We start from the raw sequence: 21,042 nt of genomic DNA on the forward strand, positions 1-21,042 counted from the left end.
GAGGGATGCAGTTGTGACGAAGCTGGTTATCGTGGAGTCTCCCGCCAAGGCGCGCACGATCGGCAGGTACCTAGGCGAAGATTTCGAGGTGCTGGCGTCCGTGGGGCACATTCGAGACCTGCCCCAGCCCTCGGAGCTCCCTGACAGTATGAAGAAGGGTCCCTACGGGCGCTTCGCTGTTGATGTGGACGGTGATTTCGCGCCCTACTACGTTATTTCTGCCGGGAAGAACAAAACTGTTGCCGAGCTGAAAAAAGCTTTGAAGAACGCCGATGAACTCTTCCTGGCAACCGATGAGGACCGCGAGGGGGAAGCAATCGCCTGGCACCTTTACGAGGTGCTCAAGCCGAAAGTTCCCACCTCGCGGATGGTCTTCCACGAAATCACTCCTGAGGCGATCTCCCGCGCCCTGGAAACACCTCGCGCGCTCGATACCCAGCTGGTGGACGCCCAGGAATCACGCCGTATCCTCGACCGCCTGGTCGGCTACGAAGTCTCGCCGCTGCTGTGGCGCAAGGTCGCCGCGGGACTCTCCGCCGGCCGCGTCCAATCCGCCACCACGCGCCTCGTCGTCCAGCGCGAACGCGAACGCATGGCTTTCGTTTCCGCCTCGTATTGGGACGTGACCGCTACTTTCGGCACGTCCGAACAATTCGAAGCAGCCCTCCATTCCCTTGACGGCGCGCGAATTGCTTCCGGTAAAGATTTTGGCGACGACGGCGCCCTCTCCGCCAAGGCCACTAAAGAAGGCGTCCGTGCTTTGAACTCCGAGCTGGCCGGTGAGCTGGCGGAAACACTCGAAGGCGCGAGGGGTACGGTACGCACCCGGGAAGAAAAGCCGTATCGCCGTCGCCCTGCCGCACCCTTCACCACCTCAACCTTGCAGCAGGAAGCCGGGCGTAAGCTGCGCCTCTCCTCGCGCCAAACGATGCGGATCGCCCAGTCGCTGTACGAATCGGGCTATATCACCTATATGCGTACCGATTCCACGAATCTGTCCGCGCAGGCCATCAGCGCGGCCCGCAGCCAAATCAAGGAATTGTACGGGCAGGCCAGCCTGCCGGAAAAGCCGCGTTTCTACGGTAAGAAAGCGAAAGGCGCGCAGGAAGCTCACGAAGCTATCCGCCCGGCCGGGGACCATTTCCGCACCCCGCAGATGGTGGCCGGGGAACTGTCCGGAGCGGACTTCCGCCTCTATGAACTCATTTGGAAGCGCACGGTTGCTTCCCAGATGGAAGATGCACGCGGGCAAACGGTTTCGCTAAAAATTGATGTGCCGGTGAGCGGGGCGGCCGGAGCCCAAACCGCCACCTTCTCCGCATCCGGAACGGTGATTACCTTCCCCGGGTTCCTGGCCGCGTACGAAGAAGGCCGGGATGCTAATCGTTACGAAGCTACGGATGCCGCCCGGCTCCCGGACGTAAAAGAAGGGGAAGCGCTGCTGGTCAGCGCCCCGCAAGCCACCGGCCACGAAACGCTTCCCCCGCCGCGCTACACCGAAGCATCGCTGGTGAAGAAAATGGAAGAACTGGGTATCGGGCGCCCCTCAACCTATGCTTCCACGATCTCCACCATTACCGACCGCGGATACGTAGAGCATCGCGGCCAGGCGCTCGTTCCTACCTGGACGGCTTTCTCCGTGGTGCGCCTCCTGGAAGAAAACCTCCCCGACCTGGTGGATTACGATTTCACCGCCCAGATGGAAACCGACCTCGACCGTATCGCGGAGGGCAGCGGGGACCGGGTCACCTACCTGTCGAAATTCTGGCGGGGAGATGGCGATAAACCGGGCCTGGAAGGCCGGGTGGAATCCCTCGGGGATATTGATGCACGCGCTATTAATTCCACCCCGATTGGGGAGGGAATCACCCTGCGCAACGGCAAATACGGGCCCTATCTTGAAGTAGAGGGCTCGGATAAACGTGCTTCGGTGCCAGCCGGCATGGCCCCCGATGAAATGACGGTGGAGGCCGCCCGCGACATCCTGGAGAAGGCATCCTCCGATGGGCGTGAGCTGGGCGAAGACCCCGAAACCGGGCGGCGCGTCGTCGTAAAATCCGGGCGTTTCGGGCCCTACGTCACCGAAATTATTCGCGAGGGTGAAGTCGCGCTCACTCCCACCGGGAAAGTCTCCAAAAAAGCGCCGAAGCCGCGCACGGCCTCGCTACTCAAGTCCATGCAACCGGAAACTGTCACGTTGGAGGAGGCGCTGCGTTTGCTGCATCTGCCCCGCGTGATCGGGCAGGGTGAGGACGGCGTGGATATCACCGCGACGAACGGGCGTTACGGCCCGTATATCACCCACGGGAAAGATACGCGCTCGCTGGAAACCGAGGAGCAGATTTTCACGATCACCCTGGAGGAGGCGCAGGCCTTGCTGGCCCAGCCCAAGCGGCGCCGCGGGCAGGCCGCTGCCAAGCCCCCGCTCAAGGAGTTGGGAACCGATCCGGTGACCGAAGCGCCGGTGGTGCTCAAAGAGGGCCGTTTCGGGCCGTACGTGACCGACGGGAAAACGAATGCGTCGCTGCGCAAGGGCGATACCGTGGAGGATATTACCCCCGAGCGCGCTTACGAACTGCTCGCGGATCGGCGCGCGAAGGGCCCGGTGAAACGGCGTACCACGGCGAAGAAGACCGCGTCCGCAAGCTCAAGCGCGAAGAAAACGACGGCGAAAAAGACCTCCGCGAAAACTTCGACGGCCAAGACGACAACCTCGAAGAAACCGGCTGCGAATAAGACCACCGCGAAGAAGCCTTCCGCGAAAAAGTCCGCTACCGAATCGACCACCGAGAAGGCATAAATGCGCGGGGTGTTCATTACCTTTGAAGGTGGGGATGGAGCTGGGAAAACAACCCAGTTGCAGCTGCTTGCTGCGGCGCTTTCCGAGCGCGGGTATACGGTTGTGCAGACCCGGGAGCCCGGGGGGACCATGCTCGGTACCCAGATTCGGGAGTTGCTTTTGCACGGGGGTGCCGTCAGTCCGCGCGCTGAGGCGCTTCTTTACGCCGCGGATCGCGCCCAGCACGTCGCTTCCGTTATTCGCCCGGGTCTGGAGGCCGGGGCGGTCGTGCTCTCGGATCGCTATATTGATTCGTCCCTGGCCTACCAGGGCGGGGCGCGCGAGCTCGGCGCGGGAATCCGGGCGATATCCGAGTGGGCCACCGAAGAACTCTGGCCGGACCTCACCGTGCTCCTCGACATCCCGGAAAATGAGGGCTTAGCGCGCGCGGATGACGGCCACTACGACCGTATCGAGGCGGAAGGCCGGGAGTTCCACCGGGCGGTGCGTGAGAATTTCCTCGCGCTCGCGGCGGATAATCCGCAGCGCTACCTGGTGCTTAATGCACGCGAGACGGTTGCCGAGTTGGCCGCCCAGATTATTGCGCGGGTGGAAACTCTGCTGGCAGGCCTGGAAGGTCTGGCCGGCCTGGAAAATCTGGCAGGCCTGGAAGCCGTGGAGGGCTTGGCGGATCGCGGTGCATCCGGGCCGGGTGCGGGAGAAGCATCATGAGCGTTTTCGACGCGCTTATTGGCCAGCAGCCGGTTGCCGAGCTCTTGCAGCGGGCGGCCTGGGCCTCGCGGATCGGCGACCCGGAGCTGCCCGGCCCATCGCCAGATTCTAGTACGACGGCGGATATTAGCAGCGCGGCAATGGCCCAAGCCTGGTTGGTTACCGGGCCGCCCGGATCGGGGCGCTCGGTTGCCGCGCTCGCTTTCGCGGCTGCCGTGCAATGCACCGGCGCTGTGCCCGGCTGCGGGCACTGCCATGCCTGCACCACCACGCTGGGCGGCACCCATCCCGATGTAATCCGGATGGATCCGCGCTCGGTGACGATCTCGGTGGAAGAAACCCGTTCGCTGGTAGCATCTTCCTATACGTTCCCTTCGGTGGGTCGGCGCCGCATCATCATTATTGAAGACGCAGACCGCATGCTGGAACGCACCACGAATGTTCTCCTCAAAGCAATCGAGGAACCCCCGCGCGATACCGTGTGGATTCTGATTACCGCTTCGCCGGAGGATATGCTCCCCACGATTCGATCCCGGTGCCGCCACGTGGCCCTCCAGGTTCCGAGCGTGGAAGCGGTCGCCCAGCTCCTGGCCGGCGAATTCGAGGTTGATGAGCGTACGGCCCGCGCGACCGCCCGTATTGCGCAATGCCATATTGGCCGGGCTCGCGCTCTACTTCGTGATCCGCAGGTCGCGGCGGAACGCGCCGCGCTGCTACGGGAAACTCTTGATCTGAGCGGGACTGCCGACGCGGTGCTCGCCGCCCAGCATCTCCTCGATCACTATCCGGCAAGCGCGGGTGCGGCGTCGAAAAATACCGCGTCGAAATCCGCGCACTCCGGCACCGCATCGAAAAAGGGCGCGAAGGCGGCAACTGGTACCGAAACCGATACCGAGCTCGCGGAATTCCGGGCCAGTATTGGGTTGGGGGAGCGGGAGAGCGGTTCGGCTTCGCAACGCGCCCAGATCCGTGCTTTTGAGGAACAGCGGAAAAAGCGGGCGGTGCGGGAGGACCGCGACTACCTGGATCGGGCCATGCTTGATGTGCTGGCACTCTATCGTGATGTGCTGGCGGTGCAGGTCGATGCCGGCGTCGAACTTATTAACGCCGATTTCGAAACGCAGATTATCGCTGCCGCGGCGGCTTCCACCCCGGAGCTCTCGGTGGCGCGCATGGACGCGGTGGCGCAGGCGCGGCGCCGGCTGGCCGCGAATGTTGCTCCGCAGCTCGCCCTCGAAGCGATGTTTATCGACTTGGCTTCGCCGACTCTCGCGCCTGCGTCCGCTCGCTAGCTCGCGCTACTCCTTACTTCATCGAGCTACTTCATCGAAACAAGGATCTTCACTTCGCCCGGGTTGCCCTGCAGGCGCTTGTAGCCATCCTCGACGATGCGATCAGCGGTGATCTTCGAGGTGATGAGCGGCTCCAGATTGACCTTGCCTTCCTGCACCAGCTTGATGGACGGTTCGTGATCATTGCAGTAACCAATGCACGCGCTGATGGAGCGTTCGGGCATCATAATGGCACCCATAAGATCCAGCTCGAAGGGATGGACGTGGAGCGCCACCACTTCGAGGTGCCCGCCGGTGGTGAGCACGCTGAGAAGCTGATCGGCCACCGCGGAAATCCCGGCGCAATCGAAAGCGAAGTCCGCGAGCACGCCGTCGGTAAATTCCTTCACCTTCTCCAGCAGATCCTCTTCCGCCGGGTTGACGATCAGATCGGCAACCCCCACTTCCTTGAGCTTGTTACGGCGAATTTCGGAAGGTTCGGACACGATGGTTTTCACGCCGTAAGCCTTGAGGACCGCGGCGGTGAGCAGCCCAATCGGACCGGCCCCGCCCACCACGGCGACCTTGCCTTCGGCCTTGCCGAAAGCGGCGCCGGCATGCGCGACCGCGTGATGGCCAACGGAAAGCGGCTCGATAAGAGCGGCCTGATCGAGCGGAATATCGCCAACGTTATGAACCCAGCGTTCCTCCACCACGATCTTTTCGGCTAGGCCACCACCGCGCCCGGAGATTCCAATGAATCCCATCTTTTCGCAGAGGTTGTACATGCCCTTCTTACAGGCCGGGCATTCCCCGCACACCATAAAGGGTTCCACGGCAACACGGTCACCGGCCTTGACCTTGGTGACGCCTTCGCCGACTTCATCCACCGTTCCCGAGAATTCGTGGCCGAAAACCACCGGAAGAGTTTCTCCGGAAATGGGGTGGGGTTCATCAGCCGAGGGAGCCGGTGGCATGACTCCATCGAAGTACAGGTGCAGATCAGAGCCACAAATACCGTTGTACGCCAGGGAAATCTTCACGGTTCCCGGCCGGAGTTCAGGTTCAGGAATATCCTCAAGCCGGACGTCTTCCTTGCCGTAGTAGCGAATAGCCTTCATTCTTCCTCCTTTACGTGGGCACGCAGGTTGGGGCGTGGACGCGACATTCTCAATATGTGTAGTGAGCGTCACATTCAGTCTGTCAGAGGGTGACCGCCCGCGCAATGCCCGAGACGCGAAAATGCAGTAATTGCACGGCTAGCGAAATTATGGCGGCCTCCTGCCTATTACCAGCTTGCTCCCGTACGCTAGACACGTGAAAAGAACTCTTGCTGCTCTCGGCGCCGTGCTGTTTTTAGTCTCCGGGTGTGCCAATAATGCCCTGGTGCGTGGCGGCACCGGCAATACCTCCACCGGCGGGTTGCCCGAATATCCGGCGCAGCTCGCCCGGTTCTATGAGCAGCGGGTGGAATGGACTTCTTGCGGCAAAGATCAATGCGCTCGCGTCCAGGTTCCCATGAATTATGAGGACCCGGAAGGGGCGACCATCGAATTATCGATGCGGAAACAAGAGGCGAGTGGCAGCGCCGTCGGCTCTATTTTTATTAATCCTGGTGGCCCGGGTGGTTCGGGTCTTGAGTTGCTCCCCACGGCCTCGATTTCTCTGGGCAAGGATGTTGTCGAAAAATATAATGTCATTGGTTTTGACCCGCGCGGGGTGGGCGAATCCACCCCGATAACCTGTTTCACGGATGCGGAATTGCAGCAGCTCGTAGATACCACCTACCCGGATTCCGATCCGGAGGCGGGCGCGAAGGAGGCCGCGGATGCGCGGCGGGTGGCCGAACGCTGCAAGGAGAAAAACGGCGAGTATCTCAAGTACGTTGATACCCGTTCGGCGGCGCAGGATCTCGATGTGCTGCGTCACCTGGTGGGGGATCGCTCGCTCAACTACCTGGGCTATTCGTACGGCACGTTCCTGGGCGCGCAGTACGCGGATCTTTTCCCTGCTCACGTGGGGCGTATGGTGCTCGACGGCGCCGTCGACACCACCCTGGGCACGGCCCGTCTCGCCACCGATCAAACGCGTGGTTTCGAAGAATCCGCGCGCCGTTTCGTGGAATGGTGCCAGCAGGAACAGGGTTCGCGCTGCCCGTTGAAGGGGAACGTGGATGAGGGCATCGCGCATATGCGCGGTATTATCGACGCCGCCACCGCCACCCCCATCGCCACCGGGAATCCGAATATGCCGCTTACCGGCGCGCAGGCGCTATCGGCTTTCACTATTCCGTTCTACAGCAAGATGCTGTGGCCGGTGCTCATGGAGGGGATTTCGGAGGTCGATAAGCAAAATAAGGGGACGGTTCTCCAGCTCATCGCCCTGACCGGGCAGAGCCGCGATCCGAGCGACGGGCATTTCCTGGATAATTCCACGGAAGCGAATTGGGCTATTAATTGTGCGGATTACCGGCCCGCCACGGATGCGGAACTGGAGGAAGCCTCGCGGGCTACCAAGGGTGGCCCGCTGCTCGGGGATGCTTACGCGGGTTCGGATCTGTGCCAGGTGTGGCCCACCCAGGCGAAGGAGAATCCGGGGCCCTTCCGCGCGGCCGGCGCGGCGCCCATCATCGTGATCGGCACCAAGTACGACCCGGCTACCCCGCAGGCTTGGGCGAAGTCCCTCGCTGAGGATTTAGAATCTGGCGTGCTGGTGACCTGGGAAGGTGATGGGCATACCGCTTTCGGGACCGCGGGCCGGTGCATCGATGATCCGATTCGCCAGTTTTACCTCACCGGAGCCGTCCCGGAGAACCTTAATTGCCCGGCGCGTTAGCGTGGTGAGCGGGCGCTTCGTGGCGAGCGGCCGAGGTGGGCGAGGTGCGGTGAACGCCGGGCTGAGCGGGCCGGGGCGTGTGCTTAATATCGGCCTATCGTCCCAGGTCGGCATGGAATTGCTGCAAATTTCACGAAGTTACGGTCCCGTAGTGAAGTTGTACACATAAATAGGGAACGCAATTCTTTGCTCCCTTAGCGCCGGGGCGTTATGCTTGTATGTGCTGACGCGGCCATTCTTGAATGGGCTTTCAAGCAGGGCTGATTGTCAAAAACTTTATAGGCCTGAGCCGCCGGTTGTGGTGGTCGGTGTGCTCATCTGGGGATGTTGTAATCCCCATGTTGCTCCCCGAGGCGAGTTCATGTGACTCTCGCCCCGGGGAGCAACACTTTTCTTTCCTTTCTTTTTACGACGACGCCGCGCCTGCCGCCCGGTCGCCTTGCCCCGCCCGCAACGTTCGCTAGCTCACGGCTCCGGGGTTTGCGTGCCCGCGCACCGGCCGGGTAGTATGCATCTGTTGCCTTGTGAACTGGCCGCATACGCGGCTAGCTGCGGGTAGCGTGCCACCTTAGCTCAGTCGGCAGAGCGATTCACTCGTAATGAATAGGTCGAGAGTTCGATTCTCTCAGGTGGCTCCAACTTCCACGTCGGATTTAATAAGTCCGCGTTAGCGGGTGTCGTATTTCTCGTAATCGGGCATAGGTTCATGGTATAATGCTCTAGCGGAGCATGAAACTAACGCTGCTTCGCAAGGAGGTGTGCGGTGAGATCATATGAATCTGGCACTGAGCTGCAGGTAGAGATCGCTAAACGCGGCAGTCTATTTCTCGGCGAGTTCGCAGACGTGCCCGATGATGGCTGGGATCGGCTGGTTGATGGTGTTGATCGCACGCCCCGGCAGATGATCGCCTACCAGGTGGGCTGGATAGAACTATTGCTCAGCTGGGAACGTGACGAGCAAGCGGGCAAAGATGTGGTGACTCCGGCCCCTGGTTTTAAGTGGAACCAGCTGGGTGGCTTGTATGAGTCGTTCTACCAGCGTTGGGAACAAGAACCTGCTGAAGAGTTGATTGACCAGTTCGGGAACTTGCTTGGTGAAGTGGTCAAGATGGTGGGTGGCCTGACTGAAGCGGAGTTGTTTGAGTCTGGGCAGCGGGCGTGGGCATCTTCCACGCCATCGGCGTGGCCGGTGTGGAAGTGGGTGCATATCAACACGGTCGCCCCGTTTACCACCTTCCGAACCAAGATTCGCAAGTGGAAAAAACTGGTTACCTGCTAGCTGATAAGTACAGTGATTTCGGTACCGCTCCTGAAGACAAACTGGTTCGAAGCTATAGGAGAGCCAATGGAAAAGGTTGTTGACTGTCATGGTCTGAGTAAGACCTACCGGACAGGAATGGTGGCGCTTGATGGCCTCAATTTCTCTGTAGAAAAGGGTGCCATTCATGGGCTAGTGGGTAGGAATGGGGCCGGTAAAACTACGTTGATGAAGTGCCTATTTAATCTGATTCGACCCACATCCGGCACCGTTAATGTATTCGGACGGCCTGCCGGGCAGATGGCCCACAAGGTGGGTGGGTTGATTGAAATGCCTGCCTTCTATAAGCACCTTAGTGGAAGGCAAAATTTGGCCCTATTCGCCGGATATTTCGGTGTGGACACTGCTGAATGTGAGCGTATCCTCGATCTTGTTGGATTGGCCAATCGAGCTGAAGATAAGGCCTCAGGATACTCTCTCGGCATGAAGCAGCGCCTCGGAATAGCCATTGCCCTTCTAGGCAAGCCCGAGTTGCTAATTCTTGATGAGCCGGTCAATGGCCTGGACCCGCAGGCGATTGCGGAAACGAGAGATTTGATGAGGGCCCTTCGGGAGTCCGGAACCACAATCTTGCTTTCCAGCCATCTGCTAGGAGAAATTGAGCAAGTTTGCGACACTGTCACCGTCCTGGAATCTGGCAAACTTGTGGCTAACGGTACACCAGAGCAGCTTCGTCAACAGTTCAACGGTAAGGCTCCATTAGAGCTGCAAGTGGGAGACCCAGCTAAGGCTGCACGGCTATTGGAGGCCATGGGCGTCAAGGTCAAGGCCGAGGGGTCAAGCCTCCTTGCCTATCTGCCGGAGGATGTGAATGCATCCGATCTGGTCAAGGTCCTAGTCAAGGAGGATATCGAGGTCAGGTCCGTCAAAAGACGAGACTCCCTAGAGGCCGCCTATCTGTCGATGACTCAGAAAGAGCAGTGAAATGAGTACTGTTAGTGTCCAGAAAAGCTCGTCAACAGATTTATGGCAGATCGTTCGCACAGATGTGAAAGCGGCGACCCTTAGGCCGGCGATTCGGATAGCTGTGCTCATCTGGGTTCTCCAGATCGTGATTTTTGCTTATGTAATTCCGTACATCGTCTACCACACTGCGACCGATGCAATCGGGCCCGAAGCTGCTGAAGCTCTACGGGCAGGCCTCGAGTTGTCGGTGCTGGGTGAATACGTTACAGCTTCTGTCCCTCTTTATGCCATCCCGGTTGGCGTCACAGTGGGAGCCATCCTGGTCTGCAGTGACTACGAGTCAAGGACCTTGGGTGTCCTTTTGGTAAGAATCCCCAAACGCTGGTGGCTTGGAGTCAGCCGATTGGTCACCATGGCGGTCGTCTCCTTGATTATGGCCTTGTGTTCTTTTATTGCAGCGGCTATTTGCTCCACTATTTTCACCGCTATTCAAGGTGCGGGGTTCGACTTTGATTTCGGCGGAACGATGTTGGGTCTTGGCGCCACGGCTCTCGGGCTCTTCTCATATGCAGTCTTGGGGTCTCTATTCGGGTATCTGACCAGGTCGATATTGGGTGCTGTGATGCTCGGCCTTGGCTGGACCTTCGGCATTGAAACGCTTGGCATTGGAATGTTGTCCGGCTCTTCTGGCTTCTTCAAAGTCTTGCACGGGTTTACCTTGACTGGGAATATTGGTTCACTTCCGGCAGCGTTGGACAGAACTGAATTGCTTAGCCTCCTATCTTCGCCCGGGGTTAACACGCTGCATTCAGGCTTAGTCGCTTTCATTTTCATAATTTGCTGGCTGCTGGTTTGTGCGTCTGTGGGTATCTCTCTTCTGTGCAGAAGGGACGTAGCCTAGCAATCAACTCCTACTCCCGAGCCGGCGCCGAGAGAATGTCTAATGGTTTGTGTGTGAGCATTGTTTATGAATCAGCCGCCCGCAGATGACCACTGCGAGAGGAACCCCGAAAAGCAGAAGTAGCCCAAAAGATATTGGCGACATCTCAAGTGCGTGTGGAAACAGTGCGCCACCTGCGGTTGGGAAATATAGCAACAAGCCTAGAGTGATGCTGGACAGCGTAGCGAAGAGGGACATTCCGGGCTTACGCACAAGTACTCCAATGAGGGCGAGAGATATGAGCATGAGTAACATGCAAGCTACTACCAGAGCAGTGATGACACCGTTCCTGAGGAAGAAGCTGGCCAATATCGTCAGGAAGCTCATTTCCAACACTGATGCAAAAGAAGCAGTAGCCGCATTCGTTTCCGCTACGCAGTAAAACAACCCGACGGCAACGAGCTGAGAACAACCTATGAGCGCTAAACACTTGACGAGGGGCGTGATTCTCGGTGGGGATGACGACCGATGCCCGCAGTTACGCTCGTTCACATCTCACCTCCGTATCGTTGCGAACTCTACCGCTGTGTCTCAACGCTGAGCGAGGGCAAGTTCCAATTAGGGCTTGAGCGCCGCCGAGGGCGCGACCAGCACGCCGTCGTCACGTTGATAAGCCACTTGAGTGCCGGTGGCCACAAGCAAGAATGCGGGTTCACCCTCGTGGGAGGTATTGATCCGTTGTGCGAGCTTCTTGAGATGGTCAGCGGCTTGGTCGATTGATTGTTCTCCCAATTTCACTTCGACCAAGGCCCAGCGCCCATCATCTAAGACCAGGACGGCATCGGCTTCTAAACCTGTTTTATCGCGATAGTGGTAGACCTGGCCGCCCAAGGCATCAACATAAACCCGCAGATCATGCACGCACAGCGATTCAAAAAGAAGCCCGAAAGTTTCCCAATCGTTCAAAAGTCGCTTCGGGGTGGCGTTGAGCATAACGGCGGCCAACGATGGATCGCAGAAATGGCGCGTAGGACTGGTGCGGACTGCCGTTTTCGAGCGCAGGCGCGGATTCCATGCGGGCAAATCTTCGAATACAAAGGCTCTGTTCAAAGCATCCACATAATCAGAAACGGTATTGCGCGCGGGCGGTTCTCCCTGCATATCCTGCGCGATGGTAGCAAGCGTCGCCTGAGAAGAAATATTACGGGCGTAGGAACGCAAAATTGCCTGCGCCCAGGTGCGGTTTCTGTTAATTCCGTCGATCTGCGCAATATCGGTATCCAAGAGAAGCTGGATATACTCCTTCGCCATATCGAGGGCGGTGCCCTCATCTTTTTCGGTGACGGCTTCGGGCCAACCACCCCGGCAAATTGCGAAAGCAATTCGCTCAATATCGAAATTGACTAAAGCACCAATATCGTGCTGGCCATCAAAAAGCTCGGTAAGGGAAACTGCGCCACTTGATTCCTGAGTTTCCCACAGGGACATGGTGCGCATAGTGATCCGCGCGAATCTGCCAACGCCCGAGTGGCTTGGCATCTCAGATTGGCGCGGCGTCGACGAACCCGTCAAAATAAATCTGCCGCGGCCATGCTCCCTATCGATGGCGTAGCGCACCGCATCCCAGAGCTGCGGAGCCATCTGCCATTCATCAATCAGGCGCGGGCGTTCACCTTCCAGAAGGAGAGAGGGTTTTGAGAAAGCGAGCTGAAGGTAATCAGCGGAACGATCCGGATCTTGCAAGTAGATAGCGCTCGCTGCTGCCTGTTGTGCGGTAGCCGTTTTGCCGCACCACTTCGGGCCTTGAATATGTACAGCTCCAGCTACTTTGAGTTTTCGCGCCAGCAGGCTGTCGGCTACCCGAGGTAAATAGGCTGGAAGGGTTGAAGAATCGCCCATGTGGATACCCTCCTTTCACTATCGTTATCACATGTTAACACGTCCGTTGTGCAAGTTGGACCGTTTTTATTGTGCAAGTTGGACCGTTTTTATTGTGCAAGTTGGCCCATTTCTGTTGTGCAAGTTGGACCGCCGCATACGTCACTTATGCCGCTTAGATAGCCTCTGGAAGCTGCCACATGGTGTGCACTCCAAGGTGCCTATCAGACTCCTTACTGACGCTTCCGACCATGCCTACAGTTTTCATTCAGTTTCATTAGGCCGCATTATTCTTGGGTTCTCATCGCCGGTGGTAAATTCGTCACATCGAAATATTTGCCGCTTTTTACTATGTGGCAGCGAATCGCGGGGCTTGCTAGGAGTGTTGGCGAATGGGTGCGTTTGCCCAGGTGGGAGAGCGTTCTAAGCCAATTGCAATGCTATAGTGACGTGCCGAATAGTCAAGAGATTGGGTACGACTCAAATATAAACATATTGGAAATATATCGCCCTTACATCACTATATTTAGTCCCAAAACTAAGTATGTTTGCGTGTTAACATGTAAAACGATTTAGGTGTTATGTCCGTGTCGTCACTGCTCGTCGGATGTGTGGAAGTCTCACGAGTTCCATACTGCCACCCACTGCGAGGCGCGGAACAATACCGGAGATATGAATGAACCATTATTTGTCCTGGAATTGGGGTGAATGAATGACGAATGCCTGGCTCCGATCACTCGCGGGAGTTGCCGTCGCCTTCCTCTCTTTGAGTGTGTCCACTCCAGCGGCCCTCGGCGTGGGGATTGATGAACAGCTGGAAAATGGCACGGGGTTCATTGATAAAACTGCGCAATTCAGTATCGCGTCGCATTGCGATAATGGTGCAACCAGGCTTAGTGTTGCGGAAACGAATAGGAAGTACCGTCTCAAGCTCTCCGTTAAGGTCACTCTTGCGGGTGAGCATGGCAAGCCTAGCTTCGTGGCACCCTTTCTGAAGTTGCGCGTCAACGACACCTATAACTGTCAGTGGTCCCCGAAACCAGCCGTCAGAGATGAGGAGGGCAATCCCAAAGTTTCTCTGGGCATACCACATTACTTTAATTGTGACGGTGAACTTGACCTAACGAGCGATGCCGAAGCTGCCCAGCCGGTCACGATAACGTACTTCGCGCGCGAGACGCGCTGGGGCGAATGGCGACAGATTGGACTTACCGCTCCAACCGTAGAAAACCGTGTCCCTACGTACCGGCTCAAAATTGACGATAACTACTTCGGCGAATCGACAACCTTTGAGGATCTCGACACCAACCTCCTAGCCGATAACTTGACTGCGGGAACTAAAGTATCGTTAGTTGCGCGGACTCAAGATACGGAAGACGTGATCGCCTCGAAGGTGCTGAGTGCCAATGAAATGTGCCCTCCGGAACCTGTTGACAAACCCGAGCCTTCCGAACCCAAGGATGATGAAGAAGAGGAACCCACTCCCGATCCGGTCCCAACGCCGGGTGTGGGCACTGCGCCCCCGCCTCTACTAATTCCCTCACCGAGTCTTACGCCGACATTGCCAGCTCCGGAAGTGCCGCCGTCGCCAGGTAGTTTTACACCCGCGGGTGGTGAAACGCCTGATCCAGACAAGACGGAAACACCTGATCCGAATGAAACGGAGTCCCCGGAACCACGGCCGACGGTAGAACCAACACCGCGCAAGCCTGTGCCAACTCCTACCCCGAGCTGCCCGACGGTCACACCTGCCCCGCCGACGCAGACCTCCGCGCCGACGGTAACACCGTCCGAGCGTCCAAGCGCAATACCAACTGTTACGCCGACCGTTCCGGTAACCGCGACACCAACCGATTCGCCAACGGCTACAGCCCCGAGTGCTACCCCAACAGACTCAACAGACCCAACGGCCTCGCCCACCCGGAATCACCCGCGCAACACCAGTGGCCCCAGCACGAGCTTGGCCCATACCGGTGCAGTTACCCTGCCCCTTGCGGTTCTCGCTGGCGTCCTCATCAGCGCGGGAAGCATAAGCTTGCGAAGGCTGCGTTATTAGTTGCGTGACTAATTGCGTGGCGATAGTCGTGCCCAGTCGCGGCTGCTGCACTTTCACATAGAATCTGAGAGGAGCATTGGCACATCGGGGGAACCTAGGCGCCGAACGCAGTTACGTCTAGGAAATCCCCAGATGGAACCCCGGAAAGGCACTGGTGGCATGGCACGCGGCAAAGCGATTGAGCTGTTCTTGGTGGATGGCACGCCCGGCGGGATCATGACGGCAAGCATCGCCGACTGGACGGGCGTCGTCGTATCCGCACGCCGCGACCAGTTATCGGAACTGCTGCGCCGCGAGGACGCCCACGGCAACGGCGTCTACCTCCTCCTCGGCACGGATCCGGACGCCATCGACAACACTTGGTGCTACATCGGCAAAACTGAAAATTTCAGCGAGCGCCTGCGCACCCACGACCAGCGCAAACCGCAGTGGAACCGGGTCGTCATTATCGGCAGCATGCAAAAATCTTTCAACGAAGGGCATTGGGGCTACCTCGAGTCGCGCCTCGTGGATATCGCGCAGGCCGCCGAGCGCTGCTCCATGCCCGATAACAAGCAGGTCCCGCGGCTGCGCAAGCTTTCGGAGGGGCAGCAGGCCTCGGCGGAATCATTCCTGGATAACGTCAAGGTCATTCTCCCGATTCTCGGCGTGAATGTGCTGCGTTCGCGTTCCACGATTCCCGCTGCTCCCGCTCCCGAAACGCCCGCGTCCACGTCCGCGCTATTCCACCTCCGCCAGGCCAATAAAGGGGTGGATGCCACGATGCAGCTGGTGGATGGCGAATATTTCGTTCTCAAAGGTTCGCGCGTCGTCGCCGAATGGCAGCTGCGGGGCGCTTCCGAATCGACGCTCCGTTCCTACACCAGCTACGCCGCGCTGCATCACAAGCTCGTCGACGATGGTTCCATAAAAATTTCCGACGGCGCCGCGGTTCTCACCCGCGATATTGCTTTCGGCTCGCCTTCCACCGCGGCCGCGGTGATCCTGGGGCGCTCCTCGAACGGCCGGCGCGAATGGCTCGCGGATGACGGCCGCACCTTCGGCGAATGGGAGGCGGATAACGCCTAGGAACGCGCGCGGGTGCGCGCCATAGTAGTACGACGACGCCGCGCCTGCCGCGCTCCTACAAATTCTCTGACGGGTCGTACACCGATAAGAACTTCACGATGCGTTCGTTCGCGGATGTGAAGAAATCTTCCGGGGCGCCCTCGTACTGGATGTGTCCAGCGTCCAAGAAAACCACCTGGTCGGCCACGCGCCTGGTGAAATTCATATCGTGGCTCACCACAATCAAGCCCTGACCCTGGCGGGCCAGTTCGGAAAGAACCTTGGACACCTCAGCCGCGAGCTCCGGATCCAGCGCTGAAGTTGGTTCGTCGCACAAAAGATACTTCGGGCGCATGGCAAGCGCCCGGGCGATTGCCGCGCGTTGGGCCTGGCCGCCGGAAAGTTCGGCAGGATACGCATCTGTTTTCGCGCTGAGTCCAACTCGCTCAAGTAATAATTCACTGTCGGCACGCGCGGCTTTCTGGTCTTTTCCGTGCAGTCGTGGCGCAAGTTCAACATTCTCGCGGACGGTCAGATGCGGGAACAGGTGAAAACCCTGGAAGACCATGGCGGAGTGCGAACGGATTTTTTCTTTATCTGCTCGCGTGACCTGCGCGGGGAAGGTGAGCGAGAAATCCTCAACCCGGATACTCCCGGAATTGGGGATCTCCAGCAGGTTCAGCGTGCGCAGCAGCGTGGATTTACCGGAACCGGATGGCCCCACGATCACGGTGGTCTTGCCGGGAGAAAAGCTCGCGGTGACGCCCGCTAAGGCGTGGATATCAGTGCCGAATGTTTTAGCTAGGTCTTTAATCTCAATCATTTTTCACCACGTGCTTGGAGGTTTTCTTTTCCAGGTATGCCTGCAGCCAGGTCAGTAGCGTGCAGATAGCGAGGTAAATCGCCGCAACTTCAACGTAAAGTACCAGGGGCTCATAGACGCGCGCGGTGATCTGCTGGCCGATCTGGAAAACATCGGAAATAGTGATAACGGATGCCAGCGAGGTTGATTTCACCAGGTTCACGAACTCGTTACTGATAGAGGGCAGCGCGATCCGCCAGATCTGCGGGCCAATAACGTGCCGCAGTGTTTGCCAATGCGTGAGCCGTAAGGTGGATGCGGCCTCCCACTGGCCGGAAGGAATGGAGAGTTGCGCCCCGCGGATTCCCTCGGAAATATACGCGCCGGTATTGAGCGAAAAAGTGATGATCGCGGCGAGCCAGGCCGATAGCGTGATGCCAACTTTGGGAAGCCCGAAAAAGACGATAAATAGTTGCACGAGGAGCGGGGTACCGCGGAAAATCCACACGTAGAACCACGCTATGGCCCGAGCTATTCGACTCTTCGATAGCCGAAGCTGGGCGGTAATGATGCCCAACACGAGCGCAATCGCGAAAGAAATGAGCGAAAGCGGAATCGTAACTTTTAACGTGGCCTCTAAGAGTTGCGGAAATGACTCGAGCCATAGCGTGATCGTATTCATGACGTACCTTTTATATGGGCTTAGTTAGGCGAAATATCTTCGCCGATGTACTTTTCGAAAATCTGTGCGTACGAGCCATTGCTGAGGCCCTTAGCAATCGATTCGTTCAGTTTGTCCTTGAGGGGATCGGAGCCCTTGGCCAGCATGACCGAAATCTGGACCGGCTCGCCGCCGGGAACTTTGATGCCGTCCAGATCGGTAGCGGTCGTCTTCTTCAGGAAGTCAGAAACCGTCACCACGTCGTTCACCGTGCAGTCAGCCTGGCCGTTAATGACCAGCTGGGTTGATTCCGAAAAACCTTGGGTGGGCACGATCTCGGCACCGGCCGCGGCGGCAGTCTGGCCGTAGTCGGACGAGGGAGTCTGGGCGCACTTCTTGCCTTTCAGATCCTCCAGCTTGGTAATACCGGCGCCCTTTTTCACTAGAATCTCGGAACGAGAAATGGCGTAAGGGTTGGTGAAATCGTATTTCTGCCGGCGCTCTTCAGTCGGGTTAATGTTATTGATGACGATGTCATATTTGCCCGTATCAAGACCGGCAATGAGCGAATCCCATTTTGTCTCAACGAATTCGGGTTCAACGCCGAGGTCTTGGGCGATGAGCTTGGCGATTTCCACCTCAAAGCCCACCAGTTTGCCCGACTCGTCGTGGTAGCCGTAGGGCACGAAGGTGCCCTCGATACCCACTTTGAGTTTTCCGGATTCTTCTACCTGGGCGAGCGCGTCTTTCTTAGCTCCGCAACCGCTCAGTACGGTCGCAGCGGCAAGGCCGGCGGCCAGCACCTTAAATATTTTCTTCATTGTGGTTCCCTTAATTGATGGTTGGGGTGATTAATAGTTTGGGTACCTAATGGTTCCCTTTGATCGATGGGTCGGGTACTTGATGCTTCCCTCAATCGAGGGTTCAGATAATCGACGGTTCCTTTAATCGATAGCGGACAGGGCATTTTCTAGGTCGGCCTTGAGATCGTGAGCATCCTCAGTGCCAACGGATAAGCGGAGCAGGCGATCGGAGATACCCGCCTTTTCGCGTTCTTCCGGGGTGAGGTTTTCGTGGATCATGCTTGCCGGGTGGCAGATGAGAGTTTCCACGGAGCCCAGGGAAACCGCGAAGCGCATAAGCTTCAAATTCTTCGCGAAGGCATGGAAGTCGATACCTTCAGCGAGCTCAAAGGCGAAGAGCGCGCCGTCGCCGCGGGATTGGCGCGCGTGAATCTCCTTTTCTTTGGGGGAATACCAGCCCGGAGCCAATACCCGCGAAACTGCCGGGTGATTCTCTAGGTAGTCCCGCAGGATTGCGGCGTTTTCTTGCTGCCGGTCGAGCCTGATAACAAGTGTTTTCAACCCGCGCAGAATCGAATAAGAATCGAAGGGGGAGAGGGGATTGCCCAGTGCCTTGGAGGCGATTTTCAGGCTGGCGTACCAGGCGTCGTCGTTCGTTAATATGAATCCCGCTAAAACGTCCGAGTGCCCACCGAAATACTTTGTGCCCGAGTACACCACGGCGTCTGCGCCCAGTTCCAGAGGCTTTTGCAGGTATGCGGTTGAGAACGTATTATCCACAACCACCTTGGCATTAACTTTTTTCGCCAAAGCCACGACATGCGAAATATCGGTCACCCGCAGGGTGGGATTCGTGGGCGATTCCAGAAATACCAGCGCGGTATCCTCGGGAATCTCGGTCAATTCGTTGAAGTCATCGACGAACTCGGCGGTTATCCCGCGGTGGGCGAAAAATTCATCAACAAAGAGGAACGTACCTCCGTACACCGAGGACGTGAGTAAAACCCGGTCGCCTGTGGTCAGGGAGGAAAATACCGTTGCGGTTGCGGCCATTCCGGTGGCGAAAGCCAGGGCGTGCTCGGCGCCTTCCACGTACGCGACCGCGGATTCAACAGAGCCGCGGGTCGGGTTGGAGCTGCGCTGATACCCGTACGCGCCGGCCGAGCCGTCGGTGGGCTGCTCGAACGTGGAGGCCAAATAAATAGGCGGGATGACCGCACGGTACTGGTCATCCGGGCGCGATGCGGAGTAATCGTTAACAACTCGGGTGGCAAAAGATAGGTTTTTAGGCATAGTTAATCCATTTTTGGGTGCGTGAAATTGCGGATATTGCTATCCGAAAAATGAGGGAATTGTGCCCACTACGGGCGATGCGGCGACGAAAATGCGCTAAGTGAATTTAGTGGCACATGCACATTCGCATGCACATACACATGCAGGTACCCAGAGCCATGGAGGCGGATACGAATGCAGCGGTGTTGAAAGCCATGGTTGAAAGAGTAATGGCAAAATCCGTGAGACGCAAACTGAGTGGGAAAATCGTTTGTGGTTTTTGCCTCCTTGACCTGCGGTAGTAACGACGGCGCCGCGCCTGCCGCCCCGCGTGCTCGTGTAGCTATCATCGCAACCCGCCCGGTGCACTTACTTTTCGCTACGGCTCCCGCACTCCTTGCACACCCCGCGCCCGCCGCTATACACTCGGTGACTAGTAGAACTAGTTACTGAGTGAATAGTTGGTATCGGAATGGAAGTTCAGTACGCATTCCTCGGTTTGCTTACCCGCGAACCGAATTACGGCTACGAGTTGAAAAAGCTCTACGACCGCTACTTCGCGGGCGATAAGCCGATTTTGGCCGGCCAGGTGTATGCCACCCTGGCGCGGCTGGCCCGCGATGCCAAAGTCGCGCAGGTGGGTGATCATGAAAGTTCGGGTGGCCCGAGCCGCACGCGCTACGCCCTCACCACCACCGGGGAGCGCTCCTTGCGTGAATGGCTGGCCACTCCGGAAGTTCCGGCGCTAGCCCTCCAAGAAGACCTCTATTTCAAAACGATTCTTTCGCTCCTCGTCACCGGAGATGCCTCCGGCTACCTCAAAGCGCAGCGCGCCACCCACCAGCAGCGCATGCGCGAACTCACCACCCGCAAACAGAATGCCCCGCTGGCCGAAAAACTTCTTCTCGACAGCGCCATTTTCCATATCGAGGCCGATCTGCGGTGGATCCAATTGACTTCCTCGCGCCTCGACCAGCTCAAGGAGGAGCTATGAGCAATACCGCTATGACTAGCATCGGCACGGGCGCACCAGCCGCGAGCGATATCATCCTTTCCGCCCGCGACCTCGCGAAAAGCTACGGCAAAACCGTGGCCTTGCGCGGCGTCAGCGTGGATATTCGTCGCGGGGAAGTCCTGGCCATTATGGGGCCCTCCGGATCGGGCAAATCGACCCTGCTCCACGCGCTGGCCGGCATCGAACTTCCCGATAGCGGCACGGTCACGTACTTCGGCCCGGCCCCGGCGGACCGGCGCAGCGCTCCGGATGCCGCGACCGCACGCCAGCTCGCGAGCCAGTCCGGCGCCCCGGATGCCGCGGCCGCAACCCATCCCCGCGAGCTCACCGCGCTTTCCGATAACGACCGCACCCGGCTGCGCCGCGAGGATTTCGGCTTCGTTTTCCAATTCAGCCAGCTCGTCCCGGAGCTCACCGCCCTGGATAATATCGCGGTGCCGCTTCTCCTGGGCGGCACCAAGAAACGCGCCGCCTACGCCACCGCCTACCGCTGGCTCGAACGCGTCGGCCTGGCGGACCACGCGAAGGCCCTACCTGGCGAAATGTCCGGCGGGGAAGCCCAGCGCATCGCCATCGCCCGCGCGCTGAGCCCCCACCCCAGCATCCTTTTCGCCGACGAACCCACCGGCTCCCTCGATTCCCTCAACTCCGAATACGTCATGAGCGGCCTGGTCCAACTGGCCCGCGAACACGCCATGACCGTGGTGCTCGTCACCCACGAACCGACCATCGCCGCCTACGCGGACCGCGAGATCATCGTCCGCGACGGAATCCTGGAGGCATAACC

At 58.4% G+C, this 21,042-nt stretch carries 17 protein-coding genes and 1 tRNA gene; 11 read left to right on the forward strand and 7 right to left on the reverse strand.

Going from position 1 to position 21,042, the window contains the following annotated elements; translation table 11 throughout:
• Nucleotides 1-13 precede the first annotated feature (13 nt).
• The 3 genes from topA to CZ322_RS03940 are packed head-to-tail and all read left to right on the forward strand — an operon-like array spanning nt 14 to nt 4,803.
• A complete protein-coding gene (gene topA, locus CZ322_RS03930; RefSeq protein WP_087070302.1) occupies nt 14-2,800 on the forward strand; it encodes a type I DNA topoisomerase in 2,787 nt (928 codons plus the stop codon).
• Nucleotides 2,801-3,511 carry a dTMP kinase gene (gene tmk / locus CZ322_RS03935; protein ID WP_087070303.1) on the forward strand — a complete coding sequence of 237 codons (711 nt, stop codon included), beginning with the start codon at nt 2,801-2,803 and terminating at the stop codon, nt 3,509-3,511.
• Nucleotides 3,508-4,803, forward strand: coding sequence for a DNA polymerase III subunit delta' (locus tag CZ322_RS03940; RefSeq protein ID WP_087070304.1), 1,296 nt, complete (start codon nt 3,508-3,510; stop codon nt 4,801-4,803). The genes tmk and CZ322_RS03940 overlap by 4 nt, the downstream gene beginning before the upstream one ends.
• A gap of 26 nt (nt 4,804-4,829) precedes the next feature.
• Here CZ322_RS03940 and CZ322_RS03945 read toward each other — a convergent pair whose 3' ends face one another.
• Complete coding sequence (locus tag CZ322_RS03945) at nt 4,830-5,903, reverse strand: 2,3-butanediol dehydrogenase (RefSeq protein WP_087070305.1); 1,074 nt, start codon at nt 5,901-5,903, stop codon at nt 4,830-4,832.
• A gap of 196 nt (nt 5,904-6,099) precedes the next feature.
• Between CZ322_RS03945 and CZ322_RS03950 the strand changes: the two genes are divergently transcribed.
• The 5 genes from CZ322_RS03950 (at nt 6,100) to CZ322_RS03970 (ending at nt 10,742) form a co-directional block, all read left to right on the forward strand.
• Nucleotides 6,100-7,617, forward strand: a complete 1,518-nt coding sequence (locus tag CZ322_RS03950; protein ID WP_143231838.1) for an alpha/beta hydrolase — start codon at nt 6,100-6,102, stop codon at nt 7,615-7,617.
• A 562-nt stretch (nt 7,618-8,179) separates the two neighbouring features.
• Nucleotides 8,180-8,255, forward strand: a tRNA-Thr gene (locus CZ322_RS03955).
• Nucleotides 8,256-8,380: 125 nt separating this feature from the next.
• Nucleotides 8,381-8,896: a ClbS/DfsB family four-helix bundle protein gene (locus CZ322_RS03960; RefSeq protein WP_087070307.1), complete on the forward strand. Its 516-nt coding sequence runs from the start codon at nt 8,381-8,383 to the stop codon at nt 8,894-8,896.
• A 66-nt stretch (nt 8,897-8,962) separates the two neighbouring features.
• A complete protein-coding gene (locus CZ322_RS03965; protein ID WP_087070308.1) occupies nt 8,963-9,859 on the forward strand; it encodes an ABC transporter ATP-binding protein in 897 nt (298 codons plus the stop codon).
• A 1-nt stretch (nt 9,860) separates the two neighbouring features.
• A complete protein-coding gene (locus CZ322_RS03970; RefSeq protein ID WP_087070309.1) occupies nt 9,861-10,742 on the forward strand; it encodes a hypothetical protein in 882 nt (293 codons plus the stop codon).
• A gap of 597 nt (nt 10,743-11,339) precedes the next feature.
• Here the strand turns inward: CZ322_RS03970 and CZ322_RS03980 are convergent.
• Together CZ322_RS03980 and CZ322_RS03985 are read right to left on the reverse strand one after the other, a co-directional pair.
• Nucleotides 11,340-12,620, reverse strand: coding sequence for an ATP-binding protein (locus tag CZ322_RS03980; protein ID WP_087070311.1), 1,281 nt, complete (start codon nt 12,618-12,620; stop codon nt 11,340-11,342).
• A gap of 712 nt (nt 12,621-13,332) precedes the next feature.
• A complete protein-coding gene (locus CZ322_RS03985) occupies nt 13,333-13,692 on the reverse strand; it encodes a hypothetical protein (protein ID WP_087070312.1) in 360 nt (119 codons plus the stop codon).
• A gap of 1,122 nt (nt 13,693-14,814) precedes the next feature.
• On the opposite strand from CZ322_RS03985, the gene CZ322_RS03990 reads away from it, so the two are divergent.
• Nucleotides 14,815-15,723, forward strand: a complete 909-nt coding sequence (locus CZ322_RS03990; protein ID WP_159454985.1) for a GIY-YIG nuclease family protein — start codon at nt 14,815-14,817, stop codon at nt 15,721-15,723.
• A 55-nt stretch (nt 15,724-15,778) separates the two neighbouring features.
• On the opposite strand, the gene CZ322_RS03995 is transcribed toward CZ322_RS03990, so the two are convergent.
• The 4 genes from CZ322_RS03995 to CZ322_RS04010 form a co-directional block, all read right to left on the reverse strand.
• A complete protein-coding gene (locus CZ322_RS03995) occupies nt 15,779-16,525 on the reverse strand; it encodes an amino acid ABC transporter ATP-binding protein (protein WP_087070314.1) in 747 nt (248 codons plus the stop codon).
• The gene (locus tag CZ322_RS04000; protein WP_026429043.1) at nt 16,518-17,186 is read right to left on the reverse strand and encodes an amino acid ABC transporter permease; all 669 of its coding nucleotides are present in this window, start codon (nt 17,184-17,186) and stop codon (nt 16,518-16,520) included. The genes CZ322_RS03995 and CZ322_RS04000 overlap by 8 nt, the downstream gene beginning before the upstream one ends.
• 20 nt (nt 17,187-17,206) lie before the next feature.
• Complete coding sequence (locus tag CZ322_RS04005; RefSeq protein WP_087070315.1) at nt 17,207-17,986, reverse strand: transporter substrate-binding domain-containing protein; 780 nt, start codon at nt 17,984-17,986, stop codon at nt 17,207-17,209.
• A gap of 123 nt (nt 17,987-18,109) precedes the next feature.
• Nucleotides 18,110-19,261, reverse strand: coding sequence for a trans-sulfuration enzyme family protein (locus CZ322_RS04010; protein ID WP_087070316.1), 1,152 nt, complete (start codon nt 19,259-19,261; stop codon nt 18,110-18,112).
• A gap of 451 nt (nt 19,262-19,712) precedes the next feature.
• Here CZ322_RS04010 and CZ322_RS04015 point away from each other — a divergent pair, with 451 nt between their 5' ends.
• Both CZ322_RS04015 and CZ322_RS04020 read left to right on the forward strand, forming a co-directional pair.
• Nucleotides 19,713-20,234, forward strand: a complete 522-nt coding sequence (locus tag CZ322_RS04015) for a PadR family transcriptional regulator (RefSeq protein WP_087070317.1) — start codon at nt 19,713-19,715, stop codon at nt 20,232-20,234.
• Nucleotides 20,231-21,040: an ABC transporter ATP-binding protein gene (locus CZ322_RS04020; RefSeq protein ID WP_180948686.1), complete on the forward strand. Its 810-nt coding sequence runs from the start codon at nt 20,231-20,233 to the stop codon at nt 21,038-21,040. Before CZ322_RS04015 ends, CZ322_RS04020 begins: the two co-directional genes overlap by 4 nt.
• The last annotated feature ends 2 nt before the right edge of the window (nt 21,041-21,042 follow it).

This window comes from Actinotignum timonense (assembly GCF_900155575.1).
Taxonomy (GTDB): Bacteria; Actinomycetota; Actinomycetes; order Actinomycetales; family Actinomycetaceae; genus Actinotignum; species Actinotignum timonense.

Bases quoted from the DNA above. Each gene is read 5' to 3' on its own strand.
- CZ322_RS03985 (WP_087070312.1), bottom strand. From the start codon at position 13,692: ATGTGGTATGCCCAGAGAAACTTTGGGATTGCCCTCCTCATCTCTGAC.
- CZ322_RS04020 (WP_180948686.1), top strand. From the start codon at position 20,231: ATGAGCAATACCGCTATGACTAGCATCGGCACGGGCGCACCAGCCGCG.
- CZ322_RS03980 (WP_087070311.1), bottom strand. From the start codon at position 12,620: ATGGGCGATTCTTCAACCCTTCCAGCCTATTTACCTCGGGTAGCCGAC.
- CZ322_RS04005 (WP_087070315.1), bottom strand. From the start codon at position 17,986: ATGAAGAAAATATTTAAGGTGCTGGCCGCCGGCCTTGCCGCTGCGACC.
- CZ322_RS03940 (WP_087070304.1), top strand. From the start codon at position 3,508: ATGAGCGTTTTCGACGCGCTTATTGGCCAGCAGCCGGTTGCCGAGCTC.
- CZ322_RS03965 (WP_087070308.1), top strand. From the start codon at position 8,963: ATGGAAAAGGTTGTTGACTGTCATGGTCTGAGTAAGACCTACCGGACA.
- CZ322_RS03995 (WP_087070314.1), bottom strand. From the start codon at position 16,525: ATGATTGAGATTAAAGACCTAGCTAAAACATTCGGCACTGATATCCAC.
- CZ322_RS04010 (WP_087070316.1), bottom strand. From the start codon at position 19,261: ATGCCTAAAAACCTATCTTTTGCCACCCGAGTTGTTAACGATTACTCC.
- CZ322_RS04015 (WP_087070317.1), top strand. From the start codon at position 19,713: ATGGAAGTTCAGTACGCATTCCTCGGTTTGCTTACCCGCGAACCGAAT.
- CZ322_RS03990 (WP_159454985.1), top strand. From the start codon at position 14,815: ATGGCACGCGGCAAAGCGATTGAGCTGTTCTTGGTGGATGGCACGCCC.
- tmk (WP_087070303.1), top strand. From the start codon at position 2,801: ATGCGCGGGGTGTTCATTACCTTTGAAGGTGGGGATGGAGCTGGGAAA.
- CZ322_RS03970 (WP_087070309.1), top strand. From the start codon at position 9,861: ATGAGTACTGTTAGTGTCCAGAAAAGCTCGTCAACAGATTTATGGCAG.
- CZ322_RS04000 (WP_026429043.1), bottom strand. From the start codon at position 17,186: ATGAATACGATCACGCTATGGCTCGAGTCATTTCCGCAACTCTTAGAG.
- CZ322_RS03945 (WP_087070305.1), bottom strand. From the start codon at position 5,903: ATGAAGGCTATTCGCTACTACGGCAAGGAAGACGTCCGGCTTGAGGAT.